This window comes from Pectobacterium sp. PL64 (genome assembly GCF_022477975.1).
GTDB classification, from domain to species: Bacteria; Pseudomonadota; Gammaproteobacteria; order Enterobacterales; family Enterobacteriaceae; genus Pectobacterium; species Pectobacterium jejuense.
In genome coordinates, this window is record NZ_CP092070.1 from 2182967 (window position 1) to 2200395 (window position 17429).

The following is a 17429-nucleotide window of genomic DNA, read 5'->3' on the forward strand; positions in this document are numbered from 1 at the left end:
ACCATGATCTTTATTTCTGAAGCAGAATCCAAGGCGCTCATCAGCCATGAGCTGGCTTATGATGCCGTTCGTGAAGCCCTGCTCGCCGCCAGCGAACCGGAAGCACGTAGTTTCCCGGTGGTGCATGGGCAAGGTTCCGATCCGGTCAACACCTTCAGCATCAAGGCCTCGGCAACCCATGAACTCGCGGGACTAAAAGTCGGTTCGTTCTGGCCGGGAAACCCCGCTAATGGGCTGCCCCGCCATAATTCCCTGATTCTGCTGTTCGATCAGCAAATCGGGAAAATAGAGGTCGCGATTGAAGCCGGAAAAGTGAACGCCTTCCGTACCGCGGCCGCCAACGCCGTTGCAGCCGATTTACTGGCAAGACCCGATTCCTCGGTTCTCGCCGTATTTGGAACCGGTCATCAGGCCCGCTACGAGTGCGCCGCGCTGGCAAGAATACGGTCAATTCGTACCGTGCTGATTGTCGGGCGCGATAGCAGCAAATCCGCAGCGATGGCGCAAGAATTCAAGGCAGCCGGACTGGATGCGCAAGTCAGCGATGCCGAAAGTGCGTGTCGCGCGGCGGATATCATCGTAACCGCAACGCCATCACGCGCGCCGCTTTTTAACGCCGAGTGGGTTAACGCAGGTACGCACGTTGTCAGCATGGGATCGGACGCCGTCGGCAAGCAGGAACTGCCGCCAGAGCTGTTTACCGCAGGCCGCCTGTTTTGCGATCTGCCTTCCCAGTCCCGAATGATCGGCGACTTCCAGCACGCGCCAGCTCAGGTAACGCTGACCGCCATCGGCGACGTGATTAGCGCAAAAGCAGCAGGACGACAGACTCTGGATGATATCACCGTGTTTGACAGCTCCGGTTTATCCATTCAGGACTTATATATCGGCCAGCGCATTCTTGCTGCCTGGCAGCAGGCTAAACAAAGTGAAGGTGCACAATGAACAATATTGAATGGCTTAACGCGCTGGAAACGCCCTTTTTGCTGATTGATGAGTTCCGCTTTCAACGCAATATCGACAGGCTTTATCAGCGTACGGAAAAACTGGGCAGCCAGGTTCGGCCGCATCTCAAAACGCTACGCTCGATTGAAGCCGGTCGCTATCTTCTCAAAGATGCTGCGTCACCCGCGACGGTTTCGACGCTGGCAGAAGCGGAAGCCTTTGCCGCCGCAGGTTATACCAACCTGCTCTACGCCGTGGGGATCGCTCCGCACAAGCTGCCGCGTATCGCCAACTTAATTCGTAAAGGCGTGAATATTCATATCCTGCTGGATAGCCCAGAACAGGCGCGCGCGGTGACTGACTATGCACGCGCCCATGGCGTGACGTTTTCGGTCTTTATTGAGATCGACTGTGACGGACATCGCGGCGGGATCCCACCGGAAAGCGACGCATTACTTGAGCTGGCGAAGCAGATCGACGGCAACGGCGCAACGCTCACTGGCCTTCTGGCGCACGCGGGAGAATCTTACGCCTGCCGTACGGACGAAGCGATCAGAGCGGCCGCACGCGCCGAGTGCAAAGCCATCAATACCGCCGGACAACGTGTACGAGCGCTGGGAATTGCCTGCCCTGTGCTCAGCGTCGGTGCCACGCCGACGGCGCACTTTGCCGAGGATTTAACCGGCATTACCGAAGTCAGAGCAGGCGTTTTCACCACGTTCGATCTGGTGATGAAAAACGTTGGGGTCTGTTCGCTGGATGATATCGCGCTGTCGGTCGTCAGCACCGTGATTGGGCACAACCGCGAGAAAGGCTGGGTGTTTATCGATGCGGGCTGGATGGCGCTCTCCCGCGATCGCGGCACCGCATCTCAGGCAAAAGATTACGGTTACGGGCTGGTGTGTGATCTTTATGGCAGCCCTTACAACGACCTCTGCGTGACGATCACCAATCAGGAACACGGCATTATCGCACTACCCGCCGACAGTGGACTTTCAATCGACAATTTCCCCGTCGGCACACGGCTGCGGATACTGCCTAACCACGCCTGTGCGACGGCTGCGATGCATCAACACTATCAGGTACTGAAATCACACAGGAATGAGCAGGAAACCTGGCAGCGTATTACCGGATGGTGATGCTCGGCTGGCCGTAATCGGTCACACCGTCCGATCTGAACGCGTCGGGCGGTACTTTTCGTATGACTCGCGATGATATCGGCGCGTCGTCACCCTATTCAGTTTAGTCTTTCGCTCCCAACGTCGGCTCGCAGTTCACCGGGAAATTCACCGAATGGGCGATATAGCAGGCATCATGCGCCAATTCGTGCAACGTGGCATATTCCTCGACAGTAGGCTGTTTTTCGCCGCTGAATGTCACCTGTGGGCGCAACGTGACGTCCAGCATCGCCATTTTTCCTGCTGCATTCACGCCCATCGTTCCCACCGCCTGATCCTGATAGTCATCGACACAGAAGCGCTTTTTGGCCGCAATGGAAAGAAACCACAGCATATGACAGCTGGACAGCGAGGCCACCAGCGCCTCTTCAGGATCGACCGCATCTTCCAGCGAAAAAGGCAGCGGCACGACATGAGGTGATGACGAGGCGCGCAGCGTAATACCACCGTCAAACTGCCACTGATGCAGTCGACTATAGCGATTATCAATAAAATCTTGCCCATTGCGCTGCCAGCAGATTGACGCACGGTATTCAGACATGCCCAGTTCCTTGTGTAATAACGTATTGAGGTTTCGTCCGGCGAATTACTTTGTCTCTAACGACTTCGTCTCTTTAGGCGCAGCACGCCCGGCGTGACTCTCCAGCCCCCGCAGTAGCGCAGCAAGGTTAGCATCAAGAGAGGCCAGCACCTCGGCAGGCAGCACCGATAGCACCTGACGTTCATTCTCGATGTGTGCCTCAACCGCGCGGTTAATCAGCTCCAGTCCCGTGCCGGTGAGTTGCACGAGCATGCTGCGCGCATCCTGTTCGTTCTGCACACGTTCGATAAATCCTCGGGTTTCAAGGCGCTTGAGTCGGTGAGTCATGGTGCCTGACGTCACCATCAGCGCGGAGAACAGTTCCGTCGGGCTAAGGCAATGCGGCGCACCTGCACGCCGCAGCGTAGCCAGCATATCAAACTCCCAACTGCTCAGTTCAAATCGGGAGAAACAGGCTTCCAGACGCAGTTCGATGAACGCGGCACATCGTCTGAGGCGTCCAATTGGTCCCATAGGGCTGGCATCCAGATCGGGCCGCTCGCGCCGCCACTGTTCAAGAATGGCATCTACCGCATCATATTCGCGTTCGCTGGTTTGATTTTTCATTTATCTTGACTTCAAGGTAATTAATCAACACTATCATGATATCTTGAATTGAAGGTAAAGTCATGAACACTACATCCTCACCACACTATTGGCGTGACGTCATACTCACGGCGCTGGCTCCCGCGATTTGGGGGTCGACCTACATCGTGACATCAGAAATCCTGCCACCGGACCGCCCCTTCACGGCGGCGCTTATCCGCGTGCTGCCTGCAGGTCTGCTGCTGCTCTTATTCACGCGCCGCTTCCCCGCCCGGCGAGACTGGTGGCGCGTGCTCGTGCTCAGCGCCCTGAATATCGGCGTCTTTCAAGCGCTGCTGTTCGTCGCGGCTTATCGCTTGCCTGGCGGACTCGCAGCAGTCCTTGGCGCGATCCAACCGCTGCTGGTGATGGTGTTGGTCTGGGCTGTGGATCATCGTGCGCCCAGACTGGCGACGCTGTGGTCGGCGATCATCGGTGTAGCGGGCATGGCTATTTTGCTGCTGTCTCCGCAGACGACATTTGAGCCCGTGGGCATCGCCGCCGCGCTGCTGGGGGCGGTCTGTATGGCGACCGGCGTTTGGTTAACGCGTCGCTGGCAACTTGATTTGCCCGTGCTACCGCTCACTGGCTGGCAGCTCTTCCTTGGCGGATTGATGCTGGCACCCGTTGCATGGATCGCTGATGCGCCGCTGCCTGCTTTAACCCTGCCGCAGTGGGCCGCCTATTCCTATCTCTGTCTTGCGGGTGCCGTACTCGCTTATGGACTTTGGTTTCGTGGCGTATCTCGCCTCCCGACGGTTGCCGTTGCTTCATTGGGGCTGCTGAGCCCGCTGACCGCAGTGGTGCTAGGCTGGGCGTTGCTTTCACAGTCAATGAGCGGTACAGCGTTTCTGGGTTTGGCCATCGTATTAGCCAGCGTCTTCGCCGTGCAATGGACGACGGCGCGAGGTAAGTAATTAGCGAAGAACTGCTGATGACGAGCGTTGTTGGCGGGGAAAGATGAAAAGGAAGGCGTTAAAACGGCAGCGTTATGACAACGCTGCCGTTTTTATCATACTTAGCGACGGTTACGCACTAACTGGTAGCGACGCGTCAGGTACTCGACCGGTGCGCTCCAGATGTGAACCAGACGGCAGAACGGGAACAGAACAAACAGCGTCAGCCCCAACACAATATGCAGTTTGAAGATCAGCGCAACACCCGCCAAATGCTCAGACGCTCCGCCCTGGAAGAACGCCACGCTCTGCGCCCAACCGACCAGCTTCAGCATTTCACTGCCGTCCATATGCTGTGCAGAGAACGGGATGGTCAGCAGCCCCAAACCAGCCTGAATCACCAGCAGAGACAGAATGAGAATGTCACCAACGCTAGAGGTGGCACGAATACGCGGGTTGGTCAGACGGCGTTTTAACAACAGCACGCCACCGACAAACGTCAGCAGACCTGCCGCACCACCACCGAACATCGCCATTTTCTGTTTTACATCCATTGGCAAGAAGGCTTCATACATCCAGTGCGGCGTCAGCATACCGAGGAAGTGCCCGGCAAATACGCCCAGAATCCCCAGATGGAACAGGTTAGACGCCAGACGCATCCCTTTCTTATCCAGCATTTGGCTCGAACCGGCACGCCAACTGTACTGGCCGTAGTCATAGCGCAACCAGCTGCCAATCAGGAAAATAGCCATCGCCAGATAGGGATAGATGTCAAAAAAGAACACATTGAAATAATTCGTGATTGCACTCATTAGCGTTGCCCTCCCGCCGATGTCGCGTCAAGATTCAGATATTGCGGCACCACCGCGCCAGCGAAGCGGCGTTGGTGTTGCGTTTGTTGGGCCGATGCGCAGCCTTCTTCGCCGAGGAACTTAACCTGTTCCTCTTCCCACACGGCATCCAGCGCCTGCGGCGTGTCGTCGCGCGCTTCGTCAGCCACCTGATGTGTGACATCGTCACTTTTCAGGTCACTACCGGACAACGCCAACAGCAGATCAAACAGCGCGGCATAGCTGCTGTCACGCTGCTGCAAACGCGCACCAATCAGCGCCAGAATCGGCGCGATGTCGAGTAAACCCGCACGACCCTGCGCGGGTTCCAGACGAGAAAGGTACTCAAGATACAGCGGCAGGTAGTCCGGCAGCTCACGGCAATCCAGCGCCAGACCGGCATCCTGATATTGCTGCATGAGATCGACCATCGCCTGACCACGGTCGCGAGACTCACCGTGAACGTGTTCGAACAGCAGCAGCGAGGTCGCCCGACCGCGGTCAAACAGGCCGCTATACTCCGCCTGTTTGTCCAACAGATCCTGCGCGCACAGCGTGTTGATGAACTGCATGAGCTGATGGCTCTCACGCAGCGGTAAAGCATCAGCCTGCTCTACCGCTTCGATCAACTCAGCCCGGTTTTCCCACAGCTCGCTATCGGGATAGTCCAGCAGGCGGGCAATAATCCGCAGGCTAATCATGGTTCGTCTCCCGCATGACTTTGCTGTTCATATCACGCGTTTTGCTGCTGACATCAATCGCATCAATACGCTTGCTGTTGAACAGGTTGAATTTGGTATCGCTGCCGTGGCAACCATCGCCAAAGCTGAAGCCGCAGCCTTTGCTTTCTGGGAAGGCTTCACGTGCCAGTTCACGATGGCTTGATGGAATCACGAAACGATCTTCGTAGTTCGCAATCGCCAGATAGCGGTACATTTCCTGCGCCTGCGCTTCCGTCAGCCCAACCTGCTCCAGCGCGCTGGTATCGATTTTGCCTTCCACGGTTTCTGCGCGTTTGTAGTGACGCATCGCCAGCATACGTTTCAGCGCCAGCAATACGGGCTCGGTATCCCCTGCGGTCAGCAGGTTCGCCAGATATTGCACTGGAATACGCAGACTTTCGACGTCCGGCAGTACGCCGGTGTGCGCCAATTGGCCCGCATCCGCGGCAGACTGAATCGGTGACAACGGCGGCACGTACCATACCATCGGCAGCGTGCGGTATTCTGGGTGCAACGGCAGCGCCAGCTTCCAATCCATCGCCATTTTGTACACCGGCGACTGCTGTGCCGCTTCAATGACGCTGTTTGGAATGCCGTCTTTCAGTGCTTGTTCAATGACTTTCGGGTCGTGCGGGTCAAGGAACACATCCAGTTGGCTCTGGTACAGATCTTTCTCGTTTTCCACAGAAGCCGCTTGCTCGATGCGGTCAGCATCATAGAGCAGCACGCCTAGGTAGCGGATACGTCCGACGCAGGTTTCTGAGCAGAGCGTCGGTTGACCACTTTCAATACGCGGGTAGCAGAAAATACATTTTTCTGATTTGCCGCTCTTCCAGTTGAAGTAGATTTTCTTGTACGGGCAACCGGTCAGGCACATACGCCAGCCGCGGCATTTATCCTGATCGATCAGGACGATACCGTCTTCGCCACGTTTGTAGATCGCGCCGCTCGGACAGGTCGCCACACACGCTGGATTCAGGCAGTGTTCACACAGACGCGGCAAATACATCATGAACGTGTTTTCGAACTGGCCGTACATCTCTTTCTGCATATTCTCAAAGTTTTTATCCTTAGAGCGTACGCTGAATTCACCACCCAGATCGTCTTCCCAGTTCGGGCCGTTCTCGATTTTCTTCATCCGCTGACCGGTAATCAGCGAGCGCGGACGGGCGACAGGCTGATGCTTGCCTTCCGGCGCTTTACGCAGGTTCTGATAGTCGTAGTCGAACGGCTCATAGTAGTCGTCGATTTCCGGTACATCCGGGTTAGCGAAGATTTTGGACAACACGCTGATGCGGTTACCCATACGCGGCTCGAGCTTACCGCTGATTTTACGGATCCAGCCGCCCTTCCATTTTTCCTGATCTTCCCAGGCATGGGGATAGCCCACGCCCGGTTTGGTTTCGACGTTGTTGAACCAGGCGTATTCCATCCCTTCACGACTGGTCCAGACGTTTTTACAGCTGACGGAGCAGGTGTGACAGCCGATGCATTTGTCCAGATTCAGCACCATGCCCACTTGTGAACGAATTTTCATCAGGCTTTCTCCTGCTGTACCGCTTTTTGTACATAGTCCTGGCCTTCATCATCCAGCCAGTCGATGCGTTTCATTTTACGAACTACGACGAACTCATCGCGGTTTGACCCAACGGTGCCGTAGTAGTTAAAGCCATAAGCCAGTTGGGCATAGCCGCCGATCATATGGGTCGGTTTCGGCGTGATACGGGTTACCGAGTTGTGAATACCGCCGCGCTGCTGGGTAATTTCCGATCCCGGCAGGTTAATAATGCGTTCCTGCGCGTGGTACATCATGGTCATTCCCGCTGGCACACGCTGGCTAACCACCGCACGCGCCGTCAGCGCACCGTTGGCGTTAAACGCTTCTACCCAGTCGTTATCCGCAATACCCAAATCGCGGGCATCGTCTTCGCTCAGCCAGATAATCGGGCCACCGCGACCCAGCGTCAGCATCAACAGGTTGTCGCTGTACGTGGAGTGAATACCCCATTTTTGGTGCGGCGTCAGGAAGTTCAGCGGTTTTTCCGGGTTGCCGTTAGGCTTCTTATTCATCACCGGTTCAGCCGCACGGGTGTCGACCGGCGGACGGTATACCAGCAGGCTTTCACCGAAGGCACGCATCCACTCATGGTCTTGATACAGCTGTTGGCGGCCGGACAGCGTACGCCACGGAATCAGCTCATGAACGTTGGTATAACAGGCGTTATAGGAAACGTGTTCATCTTCCAAACCAGACCAGGTCGGGCTGGAGATAATCTTGCGCGGCTGCGCCTGAATATCGCGGAAGCGAATTTTCTCGTCTTCTTTATTCAGTGCCAGATGCGTATGGTCACGACCCGTGAATTTGCTCAGCGCTTCCCACGCCTTCACGGCTACCTGACCGTTGGTTTCCGGGGCCAGAGACAGAATTACTTCTGCCGCATCGATCGCCGTTTCAATCTTCGGACGACCTGCCGCCGCACCGTCAGCCTTGGTGTAGTTCAGCTTTTTCAGGAAATCGACTTCGGTCTGCGTGTTCCAGCCAATGCCTTTACCACCGTTGCCCAGCTTGTCCATCAACGGACCGAGCGAGGTGAAACGTTCGTACAGATTCGGGTAGTCGCGCTCCACCATCATCAGGTGCGGTGCAGTTTTGCCCGGAATCAGGTCGCATTCGCCTTTTTTCCAGTCATCCACGCCGAAAGGCTGCGCCATTTCTGCCGGGGAATCGTGTTGAATTGGCAAGGTAACCAGATCGGTTTCTTGGCCAAGGTGTCCCTGACAGACGCGAGAGAAGGCTTTCGCGATGCCTTTGTAGATTTCCCAGTCGCTTTTGGAATCCCACGCCGGATCGACAGCCGCAGACAGCGGGTGAATAAACGGATGCATATCCGAGGTATTCATGTCGTCTTTTTCGTACCAGGTTGCCGTTGGCAGGACGATATCGGAGTACAGGCAGGTGCTGGACATACGGAAATCAAGCGTCACCACCAGATCCAGTTTGCCTTCAACGCCTTGGTCGCGCCATTCCACTTCTTCCGGCTTCACGCTGCCCGCGGTACCCAGATCTTGCCCTTGAATACCGTGCTCCGTACCCAGCAGGTACTTCAGCATGTATTCGTGGCCTTTACCGGAAGAACCCAGTAGGTTAGAACGCCAGATGAACAGGTTGCGCGGGTAGTTTTGCGGACTATCCGGCTGTTCAGCGGCAAATTTGATTTCACCTGATTTCAACGCAGCAACGGTATATTCCTGCGGCGTGATACCAGCGGCACGCGCTTTTTCTGCGATATCCAGCGGGTTAACGTTCAGCTGTGGTGCAGACGGCAGCCAGCCCATACGCTCGGCGCGCACGTTGAAGTCAATCATGCTGCCGGTGAAGCGGGATTTATCTGCCAGTGGTGACAGCAGTTCCTGCGGCGCGACGGTTTCATAACGCCACTGGCTAGAGTGGTTATAGAAGAACGACGTACTGTTCATGTGACGAGGCGGACGCTGCCAGTCCAGACCAAACGCCAGCGGCGTCCAACCGGTTTGCGGACGCAGTTTTTCTTGCCCGACGTAGTGCGCCCAACCGCCACCGCTCTGACCGACACAGCCGCAGAAAATCAGCATGTTGATGATGCCGCGGTAGTTCATGTCCATGTGGTACCAGTGGTTGATACCGGCACCAACAATAATCATGGAACGACCGTGCGTTTTATCAGCGTTATCCGCGAATTCACGCGCAATGCGGATGATGTTCTGACGAGAAACGCCAGTAATCTCTTCGGCCCAGGCTGGGCTGTACGCTTTCACATCGTCGTAATCACGCGCGCAGTTGTCGTCGCCCAGACCGCGATCCAGACCGTAGTTCGCCATTGTCAGGTCATACACGCAGGCAACCAGCGCTTCGCTACCGTCAGCCAGCGTCAGACGCTTAACCGGCAGTTTGTGCAGCAGGATTTCTTCTAGCGCAACGTTGTTGAAATGCTCGCTGACCGCGCCGCCAAAATACGGGAAGCCGACATCAACGACATCGTCGTGCGACCCCAGCAGGCTCAAGCGCAGCTTCACTTCTTCGCCGCTCACGCCGTCGCGCTGTTCCAGGTTCCATTTACCCTGATCGCCCCAACGGTAACCGATCGACCCTTGCGGAGCCGTCAGATTGCCGCTTTCATCGTCAATCGCGATGGTTTTCCACTGCGGGTTGTTGTCCTGGCCGAGGTTGTCCACCAGATCGGAAGCACGCAGCATACGACCCGCTGCATAGTAACCGTCTTCACGTGGTTCCAGCAGCACCAGCATCGGTAAGTCCGTGTATTGACGAACGTACTCGCTGAAATACTGGCTCGGTTTGTCGAGGTGGAACTCTTTCAGAATAACGTGGCCCATTGCCAGCGCCATCGCGCTGTCGGTACCTTGTTTCGGGTTCAGCCAGTGGTCGCACAGCTTGGCGATTTCAGCGTAGTCCGGTGTGACCGCAACGGTTTTGGTGCCTTTGTAGCGAACTTCCGTAAAGAAGTGGGCATCCGGCGTACGGGTTTGCGGAACGTTAGAGCCCCAGGCAATGATGTAAGAGGAGTTATACCAGTCAGCAGACTCCGGTACGTCAGTCTGCTCACCCCAGGTCATGGGTGACGCTGGAGGCAAGTCACAGTACCAGTCGTAGAAGCTCAGGCACACGCCGCCGAGCAGAGAAAGGTAACGGGCACCCGCGGCGTAGGACACCATCGACATCGCAGGAATCGGTGAGAAACCGATCACGCGGTCTGGGCCGAAAGTCTTGGTGGTGTAAACGTTAGAGGCAGCGATCAGCTCGTTGACTTCATTCCAGTCAGAACGAACGAAACCACCACGGCCACGAATTTGTTTGTAGTATTTGGTCTTCTCGGGGTCGTTGACGATGGATGCCCAGGCATCAACCGGATCGCTGTGCGTCAGTTTCGCTTCACGCCACAGTTTCAGCAGGCGCTTACGCATCATCGGGTATTTCAGGCGGTTAGCGCTGTAGAGATACCAGGAATAGCTGGCACCACGCGGGCAGCCGCGAGGTTCATGGTTAGGCAGGTCCGGGCGGGTACGCGGATAGTCAGTCTGCTGCGTTTCCCACGTCACCAGACCGTTTTTCACATAAATCTTCCAGCTACATGAACCGGTACAGTTTACCCCGTGGGTAGAACGTACGATTTTGTCATGCTGCCAGCGACTGCGATAGCCGTCTTCCCAGTCACGATTGGTATTGAGGGTCTGGCCATGACCATCAGAAAACGGTTCGGCCAGTTGTTTGAAGTAACGTAACCGGTCAAGGAATTTGCTCATCCGGACTCTCCTGCTGCGAAGCCTGCTGGCCCCTGTCGTTATGAAATGCTCGTAGCAGACATCTGTTTTTGCTTACGACACATCGCTCAAGTTGGCGCTAGGGTATCCAGCAACCGCGTTGCCAAACTTGATAACGATCAAGAGTGTCACCCTGTGAAAAACGGAGTATATCGCCAACTACCACTAAAGAATTATTACAGAAAAAATACATAATTAATTGATTTTAAAGGATAAAAATAAAACCATTCGTTTTGTGTTTATACTGAATTCATACACACGACTATTTAGAGGTAGTAGTCGGAAGGCGACGAAAAATCGTGCAGATTCAGTAAAGGGGGTAGCTGAATGCAGCGCAAAAAAACGCCTCCCCGAAAAGGAGGAGGCATTGGGAAACGGACACCGATCTTTCTGACTGTTAGTCCCCGAACGTTATCGAGAGGAATCAGCTTTTCTTTCTGGCGAATCAGTTTTTCTTTCTGGCATAGAACAGCCAGGTCACTAATACGCAGACGACGTAGCACACCACAAACACCTTCATCGCTCCGGTGGGTGAACCGGTTAACTCAAGCGACATTCCGAAGGCCTGAGGAATGAAGAAACCGCCGATAGCGCCAATGGCTGAGATAAAGCCCAGCGCCGCTGCGGTATCCGTGGCTGCCGCACGCTGTGCATCCGCATCGCTTCCACCTTGTGTTTTCACGCGATCTGCCGTTAATTTACGGAAAATCACGGCGATCATCTGGAATGTGGACCCACTACCCAGACCGGCCGTCAGGAACAACATCATGAAGATGCCAAAGAACATCCCGAATGAGCCCGCAGAGTCCGCACTCGGCAGAGACAGGAACAACAGCACCGAGAAAATCGTCATCAGGATGAAGTTAATCAGCGTCACTTTTACACCGCCAAAGCGGTCAGACAGCATGCCACCAACCGGACGCGCCAGCGCGCCCAGCAGCGGCCCGAAGAACGCGTAGTACAGAATCACGATGTCTGGGAACTGCGTTCTGGACAACATGCCGAAGCCTGCAGAGAAACCGATAAATGAGCCAAACGTGGACAGATACAGGAAGCTGAGTATCCACAGGTGCATTTGCTTCAAAACGGGCAGTTGCTTACGTATCGACGCATTAGCCATAGGCAGATCGTTCATGCCAAACCAGGCAGCGGTTGCGGCAATCACCAGCAACGGCACCCACATCCAGGCAGCATGGTGCAGCCAGATCTGTGTGCCGTCAGATTGCACCACGCCGTTGTCAGAAAATCCCAGCATCGGCAGGAAAATCACCACCGGCACCAACAGTTGCATCACACTCACGCCGAGGTTGCCCAATCCACCGTTAATGCCTAGCGCACTACCCTGACGTGATTTTGGGAAGAAGAAACTGATGTTCGCCATGCTGGACGCAAAGTTAGCACCAGCGAAGCCACACATCAGAGAAATCGTGACGAAAATGCTGTAAGGCGTCTGCGGGTTTTGTACGGCAAACCCAAGCCAGATACACGGGATAACCAGAATGATGGTACTTAACGTCGTCCAACGGCGACCGCCAACCATGGGGATAACGAAGGAGTAAGGAACGCGCAACAGCGCGCCGGAGACGGAAGGCAGCGCGGCAAGTAAAAATAACTGGTCTGTGCTAAAACTAAATCCAACCTTGTTTAGGTTAACGGCCACGGTGCTGAAAATCATCCAGACACAAAACGACAACAGCAGGCACGGTACAGAGATCCAAAGATTACGCTGTGCTATCCGTTGTCCGCCAGATTGCCAGAATTTTGTATCTTCAGGATTCCATTCCCTTATCAGCGTGCTTTGCGATACTTTCTCGGGTGATGAAGGCTGCGTCATAAAAACCTCAATAAATAAAAACGCGGTAGAATTAAGGCGCAACATTAGGGATTACACCGCAGGTAAAGTTGATGCAAATCAACGCGCTGTCAGGTAAAAAAACCGTGTAAAAATAACCACACTCCTTAATGAGTAATAAAAATAGAAAAATAAGCAACGATAATTCAAGCTGTTATATCTCTATTTTTTCGTACTGTCATATCCCCTTTCAAGGCGTGGATATTCGGTGGTACTCATTAGTAGGTATGGGGTTATCATGTAGGATCGGGAAAAATGCCAAAAGGGTTATCCTTCTCGGTACTGGTTTTCTACTCCTCCAGCAGAGGTCGCTTTATTATGTTGAAACGTTTCCTGCTGCCGCTGTCGCTCGTCAATCAGGTTGCCTTATTGATGCTGCTACTCGGTTTGCTGGGTATTGCAGGTATGTCGGTTTCCAGTTGGATGTCTCAAAGCATTCAAGGGAACGCGCACGCCATTAATAAAGCGGGCTCGCTGCGTATGCAGAGTTACCGCCTGCTCTCGATGGTGCCGCTCTCTGCCGAGAATGAAATTTACCTGCAAGAACTGGAAGAAGACGAAATCAGCAGCGACCTACAGCAGGCAGTACGTCGGGAAGGGCTTAGTGAACAATTCACTGCGCTACGCGTTTTCTGGCTGGAAAACCTGCAACCGCATCTGCGGCAGGCAACAAATTCTGCGGATGCCTCGGCGGATGTCGCCCGCTTCGTGAAACAGCTCGACGATTTGGTTTCCGCCATCGATCATAAAACCGAACAGCGGTTGAGGATGGTCACGCTGGTGCAGCGCATCTTCATCGGCATCATGTTTATTCTGCTGGTCACGACGTTCTTTTACCTGCGCCGTCGACTGCTGACGCCGTGGCGACGTCTGGTTGCGATGGGACAAGCTATCGGGCAAGGTGATTTCACCCAGCGCGTCGCCATCAACGGCCATGACGAAATGAGCACACTGGGACGGGTGCTGAACAGCATGTCGGATGAACTTTCCGCCATGTACCACAGTCTGGAACTGCGCGTCGCCGAGAAAACAGCCGACCTGCAACAGAAAAACGATCTGCTTTCTTTCCTCTATCGCGCCAGTCGACGCTTGCATACTGGTGCGCCGCTGTGTAGCCGCCTGATGCCGATCCTGAACGAACTACCGACGCTGACGCCGCTGCGCAATATTCAACTGCGGCTGTATGAAGATAACAATCAGGAACAGTTTCACCAGTTTAGCGATTGCAGCCAGTCGCAGCCGGACCACTGCCCGGATAACAGCTGTCAGAGTTGCGGGATGCAGGCAAAACGGGAAGAACTGCCGGGTGAGCCTCACTGCTGGGATCTGCACGACAAGCACGGACAATATGGCGTCGTGTTAGCCACGCTGCCGGGCAACACCGTTCTGAGCCGCGATCAAAATCAGTTACTGAATACCTTACTGGAACAGTTAACCAGCACGCTGGCGCTGGAGCGTCAATCGAACCATCAACAGCAGTTGATGCTGATGGAGGAACGCGCCACGATTGCCCGTGAGCTGCACGATTCTATCGCCCAGTCCCTCTCCTGCCTGAAAATTCAGGTGAGCTGCCTGCAAATGCAGGGCGGCGATTTACCACCCGCGTCGCAGCAGCTGCTGACGGAAATGCGGGAAGAGTTGAACACCGCCTATCGCCAACTGCGTGAGCTGCTGACGACGTTCCGGCTGAAGCTGTCGGAATCCGGCTTACTTGCCGCGCTGCGCGCGTCGGTCGATGAATTCAGTAAGCGACTGGGCTATCCTATCGAATTACATTACCGCCTGCCGCCGCAGTCGGTTTCCGCGCATCAAGGTATTCACGTCCTGCAAATTGTGCGTGAAGCGCTGAGCAATATTTATAAACACGCGCAGGCCACACAGGTCGATATCACCCTGCAACTGCGTCAGGGTTACATCGAACTCAGCGTAGCCGACAATGGCATCGGTATTCCGGATGATGCCAGCCGCGCCAACCACTATGGACTTATTATCATGCGCGACCGTGCACGGGGTTTGCACGGCGAATGCATTGTTCGACGCCGGCCGTCGGGGGGCACTGAAGTCAATGTCAACTTCCTCTCCGAATACCGTCACCGGCTGCCATTAACAGGAGAAACTCATGATTAACGAAGATGCCGCCACCCTACTGCTGATTGATGACCATCCCATGTTGCGGAATGGCGTTAAGCAACTCATCAGCATGGACCCAGAATTGCAGGTGGCAGGTGAAGCCAGTCACGGCGAACAGGGTGTCGAGCTAGCGGAACAGCTGGACCCGGATTTGATTCTGCTCGATTTGAACATGCCCGGCATGAATGGTCTGGAAACGCTGAATCGTCTGCGGGAAAAATCGCTGTCTGGCCGCATTGTCGTCTTTAGCGTTTCCAACCATGAAGACGATGTTGTCAATGCCCTGAAAAATGGTGCCGATGGTTACCTGCTGAAAGATATGGAGCCGGAAGATTTGCTGGCTGCGCTGCATCAGGCGGCGTCAGGAAAAATGGTACTGAGTGAAACGTTGACGCCGATTCTGGCCGCCAGCCTGCGCGAAAGCCGCCACAGCAGCGACCGGGACATTCAACAACTCACGCCGCGCGAACGCGATATTCTGAAGCTGCTGGCTCAGGGATTATCCAATAAAGTGATTGCCCGCAAGCTCACGATTACCGAAAGTACCGTTAAGGTTCACGTCAAACACCTGTTGAAAAAAATGAAACTAAAATCACGGGTCGAAGCGGCTGTTTGGGTATTACAAGAAAAAGTGATTTAATCAAATCGTCACAAGATACCGCTATTGTCAGCGGTACGGATAAGGCGCTCTGGCGCCCTTCCGTCCGCGATTATCCTCGCGTGAGCGAGGATGCAGCCGTAGTTGATGAAACAAAGTTGATGACAACAGGGTTGATGAAAATAACTGTTGGAAATACCATCAACACCCCGCCCAATCTAAACGGTTGCTAAACGGCACCGGCATTTATAGCCATTATCCTAATTAATGTGACGTTGCTCTCGTCTAAACTAGTTAGTAATCGCATTTTTCGGCTTTTACACCGAGTTTAACGTTGAGGAACAACATGAAAAAGGTCAGTAAGGAGCGGTTTATCGGCCTGGAATGGTTACGATTTTTGCTCGGCTGCTACGTCATGATTTATCACACGGTACACGTTTATCCCCAGCGTGAGCGCATTCCCTTCTTGAGCGAGCTCACCAGCATGGGATTCTTCGCGACCAGCACGTTCTTTGTCCTGTCTGGCTTCTTGCTAGCCCATGTCTACATTAAGGACGGACGTCTGCGCGAACCTGTTCGCCAGTTCTGGGCCAAACGCTTCTTTAATCTTTATCCCATCCATATCATTGCCCTGCTGTCTTCGATTGCCGTTGTCACGCTCATGCAGTGGCTGGCCGTGCCGCCGGAGGGACAAGTCGCCAGCGCGCGTTTCGTGATTTATGACACCAACGATCCCGCAGCCGACCCCGAAACGCTGCGCCATTACATGACGAATGCACAGTTAGCGTTCAACGGGTTATTGCAGGTACTGATGTTGCAGGCATGGAATCCTTACTTCCTGACCTTCAATGCCCCGTTATGGTCGCTTTCCACGCTGTTCTTTTTCTATCTGGCGTTTCCGCTGTTGGCACCGCGTCTGTTGAATAGCCGCCATCCGTGGCTTTGGATGGGGATCGTCTGCCTGCTATATCTGCTGCCGCCGATTTGGGTGATCTGGCAACAGCAGTTCGGTATGCCGTACACCGGGCTGTTGCAGCGTGGGCCGATCTTCCGTCTGCCGGAATTCCTGGCCGGGATATTGGGTTATGCGCTGTTCCGTCATTATCGTCAGAAAGATCGCTTACCGTTGACCAAAGGCCAGCGCTACGCACTCGCCCTTTTCATCGGTGTGAATTTCCTTGTCGCTACCTGGCTGTTCACAAAAGGCGAAGCCTACTGGTACTTCTTGCTGCACAACGGCTTGCTCCTGCCGGCTCAGGTCGGTCTGGTTTGTCTCAGCGCGCTGGCGCGTGAACCTAACAGTGAATGGCTGCGGCACTGGTCGCCCCGACTGGGAGCTGCCTCGCTGTCTATCTTTGCGCTACACGTTCCGCTCTTTAATCTGTTCCGTACGCTGGAACAGCTGGTGCGCGGTAACCCGATGGCCTGCTTCAGCGATTGGGATCAATGCATTACCGCGGCAGGTCAGGTGCAGCTGTCCATGACGGGCTATATCATTTTCCTGCTCAGCACCGTGACGCTCTGTGTTCTCTTCCAGGAACGGATCGTGTTCCGCGTAAGGACGTTCCTGACCGCGCGTTTCCTGAGCAACAACAACACTTCCCGCACGCAGCGCACCGCATAGCGTCATCTATCGCACACGCTCTCTGACCTAAAACAAGCGGGGTCAGAGAGCATCATCCCCACACGACTCATCCCCTTTCCGCCAGCCAAAAATGTGACAGATATCGCGTTATAGCTGTTAATCATCAATAGCCACTTTTATAACTATTTACATTCTAATCAATTTTCGTTTTC

General features: G+C 54.6%; 13 protein-coding genes. 6 read left to right on the forward strand and 7 right to left on the reverse strand.

Annotated elements, in window-relative coordinates; all coding sequences use genetic code 11:
* The first annotated feature begins 3 nt into the window (after nucleotides 1-3).
* Complete coding sequence (locus tag HP572_RS09660) at nucleotides 4-945, forward strand: ornithine cyclodeaminase family protein (protein WP_240585479.1); 942 nt, start codon at nucleotides 4-6, stop codon at nucleotides 943-945.
* Nucleotides 942-2084, forward strand: coding sequence for a DSD1 family PLP-dependent enzyme (locus tag HP572_RS09665; RefSeq protein ID WP_240585480.1), 1143 nt, complete (start codon nucleotides 942-944; stop codon nucleotides 2082-2084). The genes HP572_RS09660 and HP572_RS09665 overlap by 4 nt, the downstream gene beginning before the upstream one ends.
* 103 nt (nucleotides 2085-2187) lie before the next feature.
* Here the strand turns inward: HP572_RS09665 and HP572_RS09670 are convergent, their stop codons facing one another.
* On the reverse strand, nucleotides 2188-2664 hold the full coding sequence (locus tag HP572_RS09670) for an OsmC family protein (RefSeq protein WP_240585481.1): 477 nt from the start codon (nucleotides 2662-2664) through the stop codon (nucleotides 2188-2190).
* Nucleotides 2665-2709: 45 nt separating this feature from the next.
* Nucleotides 2710-3270, reverse strand: a complete 561-nt coding sequence (locus tag HP572_RS09675) for a MarR family winged helix-turn-helix transcriptional regulator (protein ID WP_240585482.1) — start codon at nucleotides 3268-3270, stop codon at nucleotides 2710-2712.
* A 62-nt stretch (nucleotides 3271-3332) separates the two neighbouring features.
* Between HP572_RS09675 and HP572_RS09680 the strand changes: the two genes are divergently transcribed.
* Complete coding sequence (locus HP572_RS09680) at nucleotides 3333-4205, forward strand: EamA family transporter (RefSeq protein WP_240585483.1); 873 nt, start codon at nucleotides 3333-3335, stop codon at nucleotides 4203-4205.
* Nucleotides 4206-4306: 101 nt separating this feature from the next.
* On the opposite strand, the gene narI is transcribed toward HP572_RS09680, so the two are convergent.
* The 5 genes from narI to HP572_RS09705 form a co-directional block, all read right to left on the reverse strand.
* Nucleotides 4307-4996, reverse strand: a complete 690-nt coding sequence (gene narI / locus HP572_RS09685) for a respiratory nitrate reductase subunit gamma (protein ID WP_010276906.1) — start codon at nucleotides 4994-4996, stop codon at nucleotides 4307-4309.
* A complete protein-coding gene (gene narJ, locus HP572_RS09690; RefSeq protein WP_205542613.1) occupies nucleotides 4996-5715 on the reverse strand; it encodes a nitrate reductase molybdenum cofactor assembly chaperone in 720 nt (239 codons plus the stop codon). Before narJ ends, narI begins: the two co-directional genes overlap by 1 nt.
* The gene (gene narH / locus HP572_RS09695) at nucleotides 5708-7273 is read right to left on the reverse strand and encodes a nitrate reductase subunit beta (protein ID WP_240585484.1); all 1566 of its coding nucleotides are present in this window, start codon (nucleotides 7271-7273) and stop codon (nucleotides 5708-5710) included. Before narH ends, narJ begins: the two co-directional genes overlap by 8 nt.
* Nucleotides 7273-11034 (reverse strand): nitrate reductase subunit alpha, encoded by a 3762-nt coding sequence (locus HP572_RS09700; protein WP_240585485.1) that lies wholly within the window; start codon nucleotides 11032-11034, stop codon nucleotides 7273-7275. The genes narH and HP572_RS09700 overlap by 1 nt, the downstream gene beginning before the upstream one ends.
* Nucleotides 11035-11497: 463 nt before the next feature.
* The gene (locus HP572_RS09705) at nucleotides 11498-12886 is read right to left on the reverse strand and encodes a NarK family nitrate/nitrite MFS transporter (protein ID WP_240585486.1); all 1389 of its coding nucleotides are present in this window, start codon (nucleotides 12884-12886) and stop codon (nucleotides 11498-11500) included.
* Between the two features lie 336 nt (nucleotides 12887-13222).
* On the opposite strand from HP572_RS09705, the gene narX reads away from it, so the two are divergent.
* The 3 genes from narX (at nucleotide 13223) to HP572_RS09720 (ending at nucleotide 17256) form a co-directional block, all read left to right on the forward strand.
* The gene (gene narX / locus HP572_RS09710) at nucleotides 13223-15031 is read left to right on the forward strand and encodes a nitrate/nitrite two-component system sensor histidine kinase NarX (RefSeq protein ID WP_240585732.1); all 1809 of its coding nucleotides are present in this window, start codon (nucleotides 13223-13225) and stop codon (nucleotides 15029-15031) included.
* The gene (gene narL / locus HP572_RS09715; protein WP_010276892.1) at nucleotides 15024-15674 is read left to right on the forward strand and encodes a two-component system response regulator NarL; all 651 of its coding nucleotides are present in this window, start codon (nucleotides 15024-15026) and stop codon (nucleotides 15672-15674) included. The genes narX and narL overlap by 8 nt, the downstream gene beginning before the upstream one ends.
* 304 nt (nucleotides 15675-15978) lie before the next feature.
* Nucleotides 15979-17256, forward strand: coding sequence for an acyltransferase (locus tag HP572_RS09720; RefSeq protein WP_205555061.1), 1278 nt, complete (start codon nucleotides 15979-15981; stop codon nucleotides 17254-17256).
* Nucleotides 17257-17429: the final 173 nt, after the last annotated feature.

Bases quoted from the DNA above. Each gene is read 5' to 3' on its own strand.
- HP572_RS09660 (WP_240585479.1), top strand. From the start codon at position 4: ATGATCTTTATTTCTGAAGCAGAATCCAAGGCGCTCATCAGCCATGAG.
- HP572_RS09665 (WP_240585480.1), top strand. From the start codon at position 942: ATGAACAATATTGAATGGCTTAACGCGCTGGAAACGCCCTTTTTGCTG.
- HP572_RS09670 (WP_240585481.1), bottom strand. From the start codon at position 2,664: ATGTCTGAATACCGTGCGTCAATCTGCTGGCAGCGCAATGGGCAAGAT.
- HP572_RS09675 (WP_240585482.1), bottom strand. From the start codon at position 3,270: ATGAAAAATCAAACCAGCGAACGCGAATATGATGCGGTAGATGCCATT.
- HP572_RS09680 (WP_240585483.1), top strand. From the start codon at position 3,333: ATGAACACTACATCCTCACCACACTATTGGCGTGACGTCATACTCACG.
- narI (WP_010276906.1), bottom strand. From the start codon at position 4,996: ATGAGTGCAATCACGAATTATTTCAATGTGTTCTTTTTTGACATCTAT.
- narJ (WP_205542613.1), bottom strand. From the start codon at position 5,715: ATGATTAGCCTGCGGATTATTGCCCGCCTGCTGGACTATCCCGATAGC.
- narH (WP_240585484.1), bottom strand. From the start codon at position 7,273: ATGAAAATTCGTTCACAAGTGGGCATGGTGCTGAATCTGGACAAATGC.
- HP572_RS09700 (WP_240585485.1), bottom strand. From the start codon at position 11,034: ATGAGCAAATTCCTTGACCGGTTACGTTACTTCAAACAACTGGCCGAA.
- HP572_RS09705 (WP_240585486.1), bottom strand. From the start codon at position 12,886: ATGACGCAGCCTTCATCACCCGAGAAAGTATCGCAAAGCACGCTGATA.
- narX (WP_240585732.1), top strand. From the start codon at position 13,223: ATGTTGAAACGTTTCCTGCTGCCGCTGTCGCTCGTCAATCAGGTTGCC.
- narL (WP_010276892.1), top strand. From the start codon at position 15,024: ATGATTAACGAAGATGCCGCCACCCTACTGCTGATTGATGACCATCCC.
- HP572_RS09720 (WP_205555061.1), top strand. From the start codon at position 15,979: ATGAAAAAGGTCAGTAAGGAGCGGTTTATCGGCCTGGAATGGTTACGA.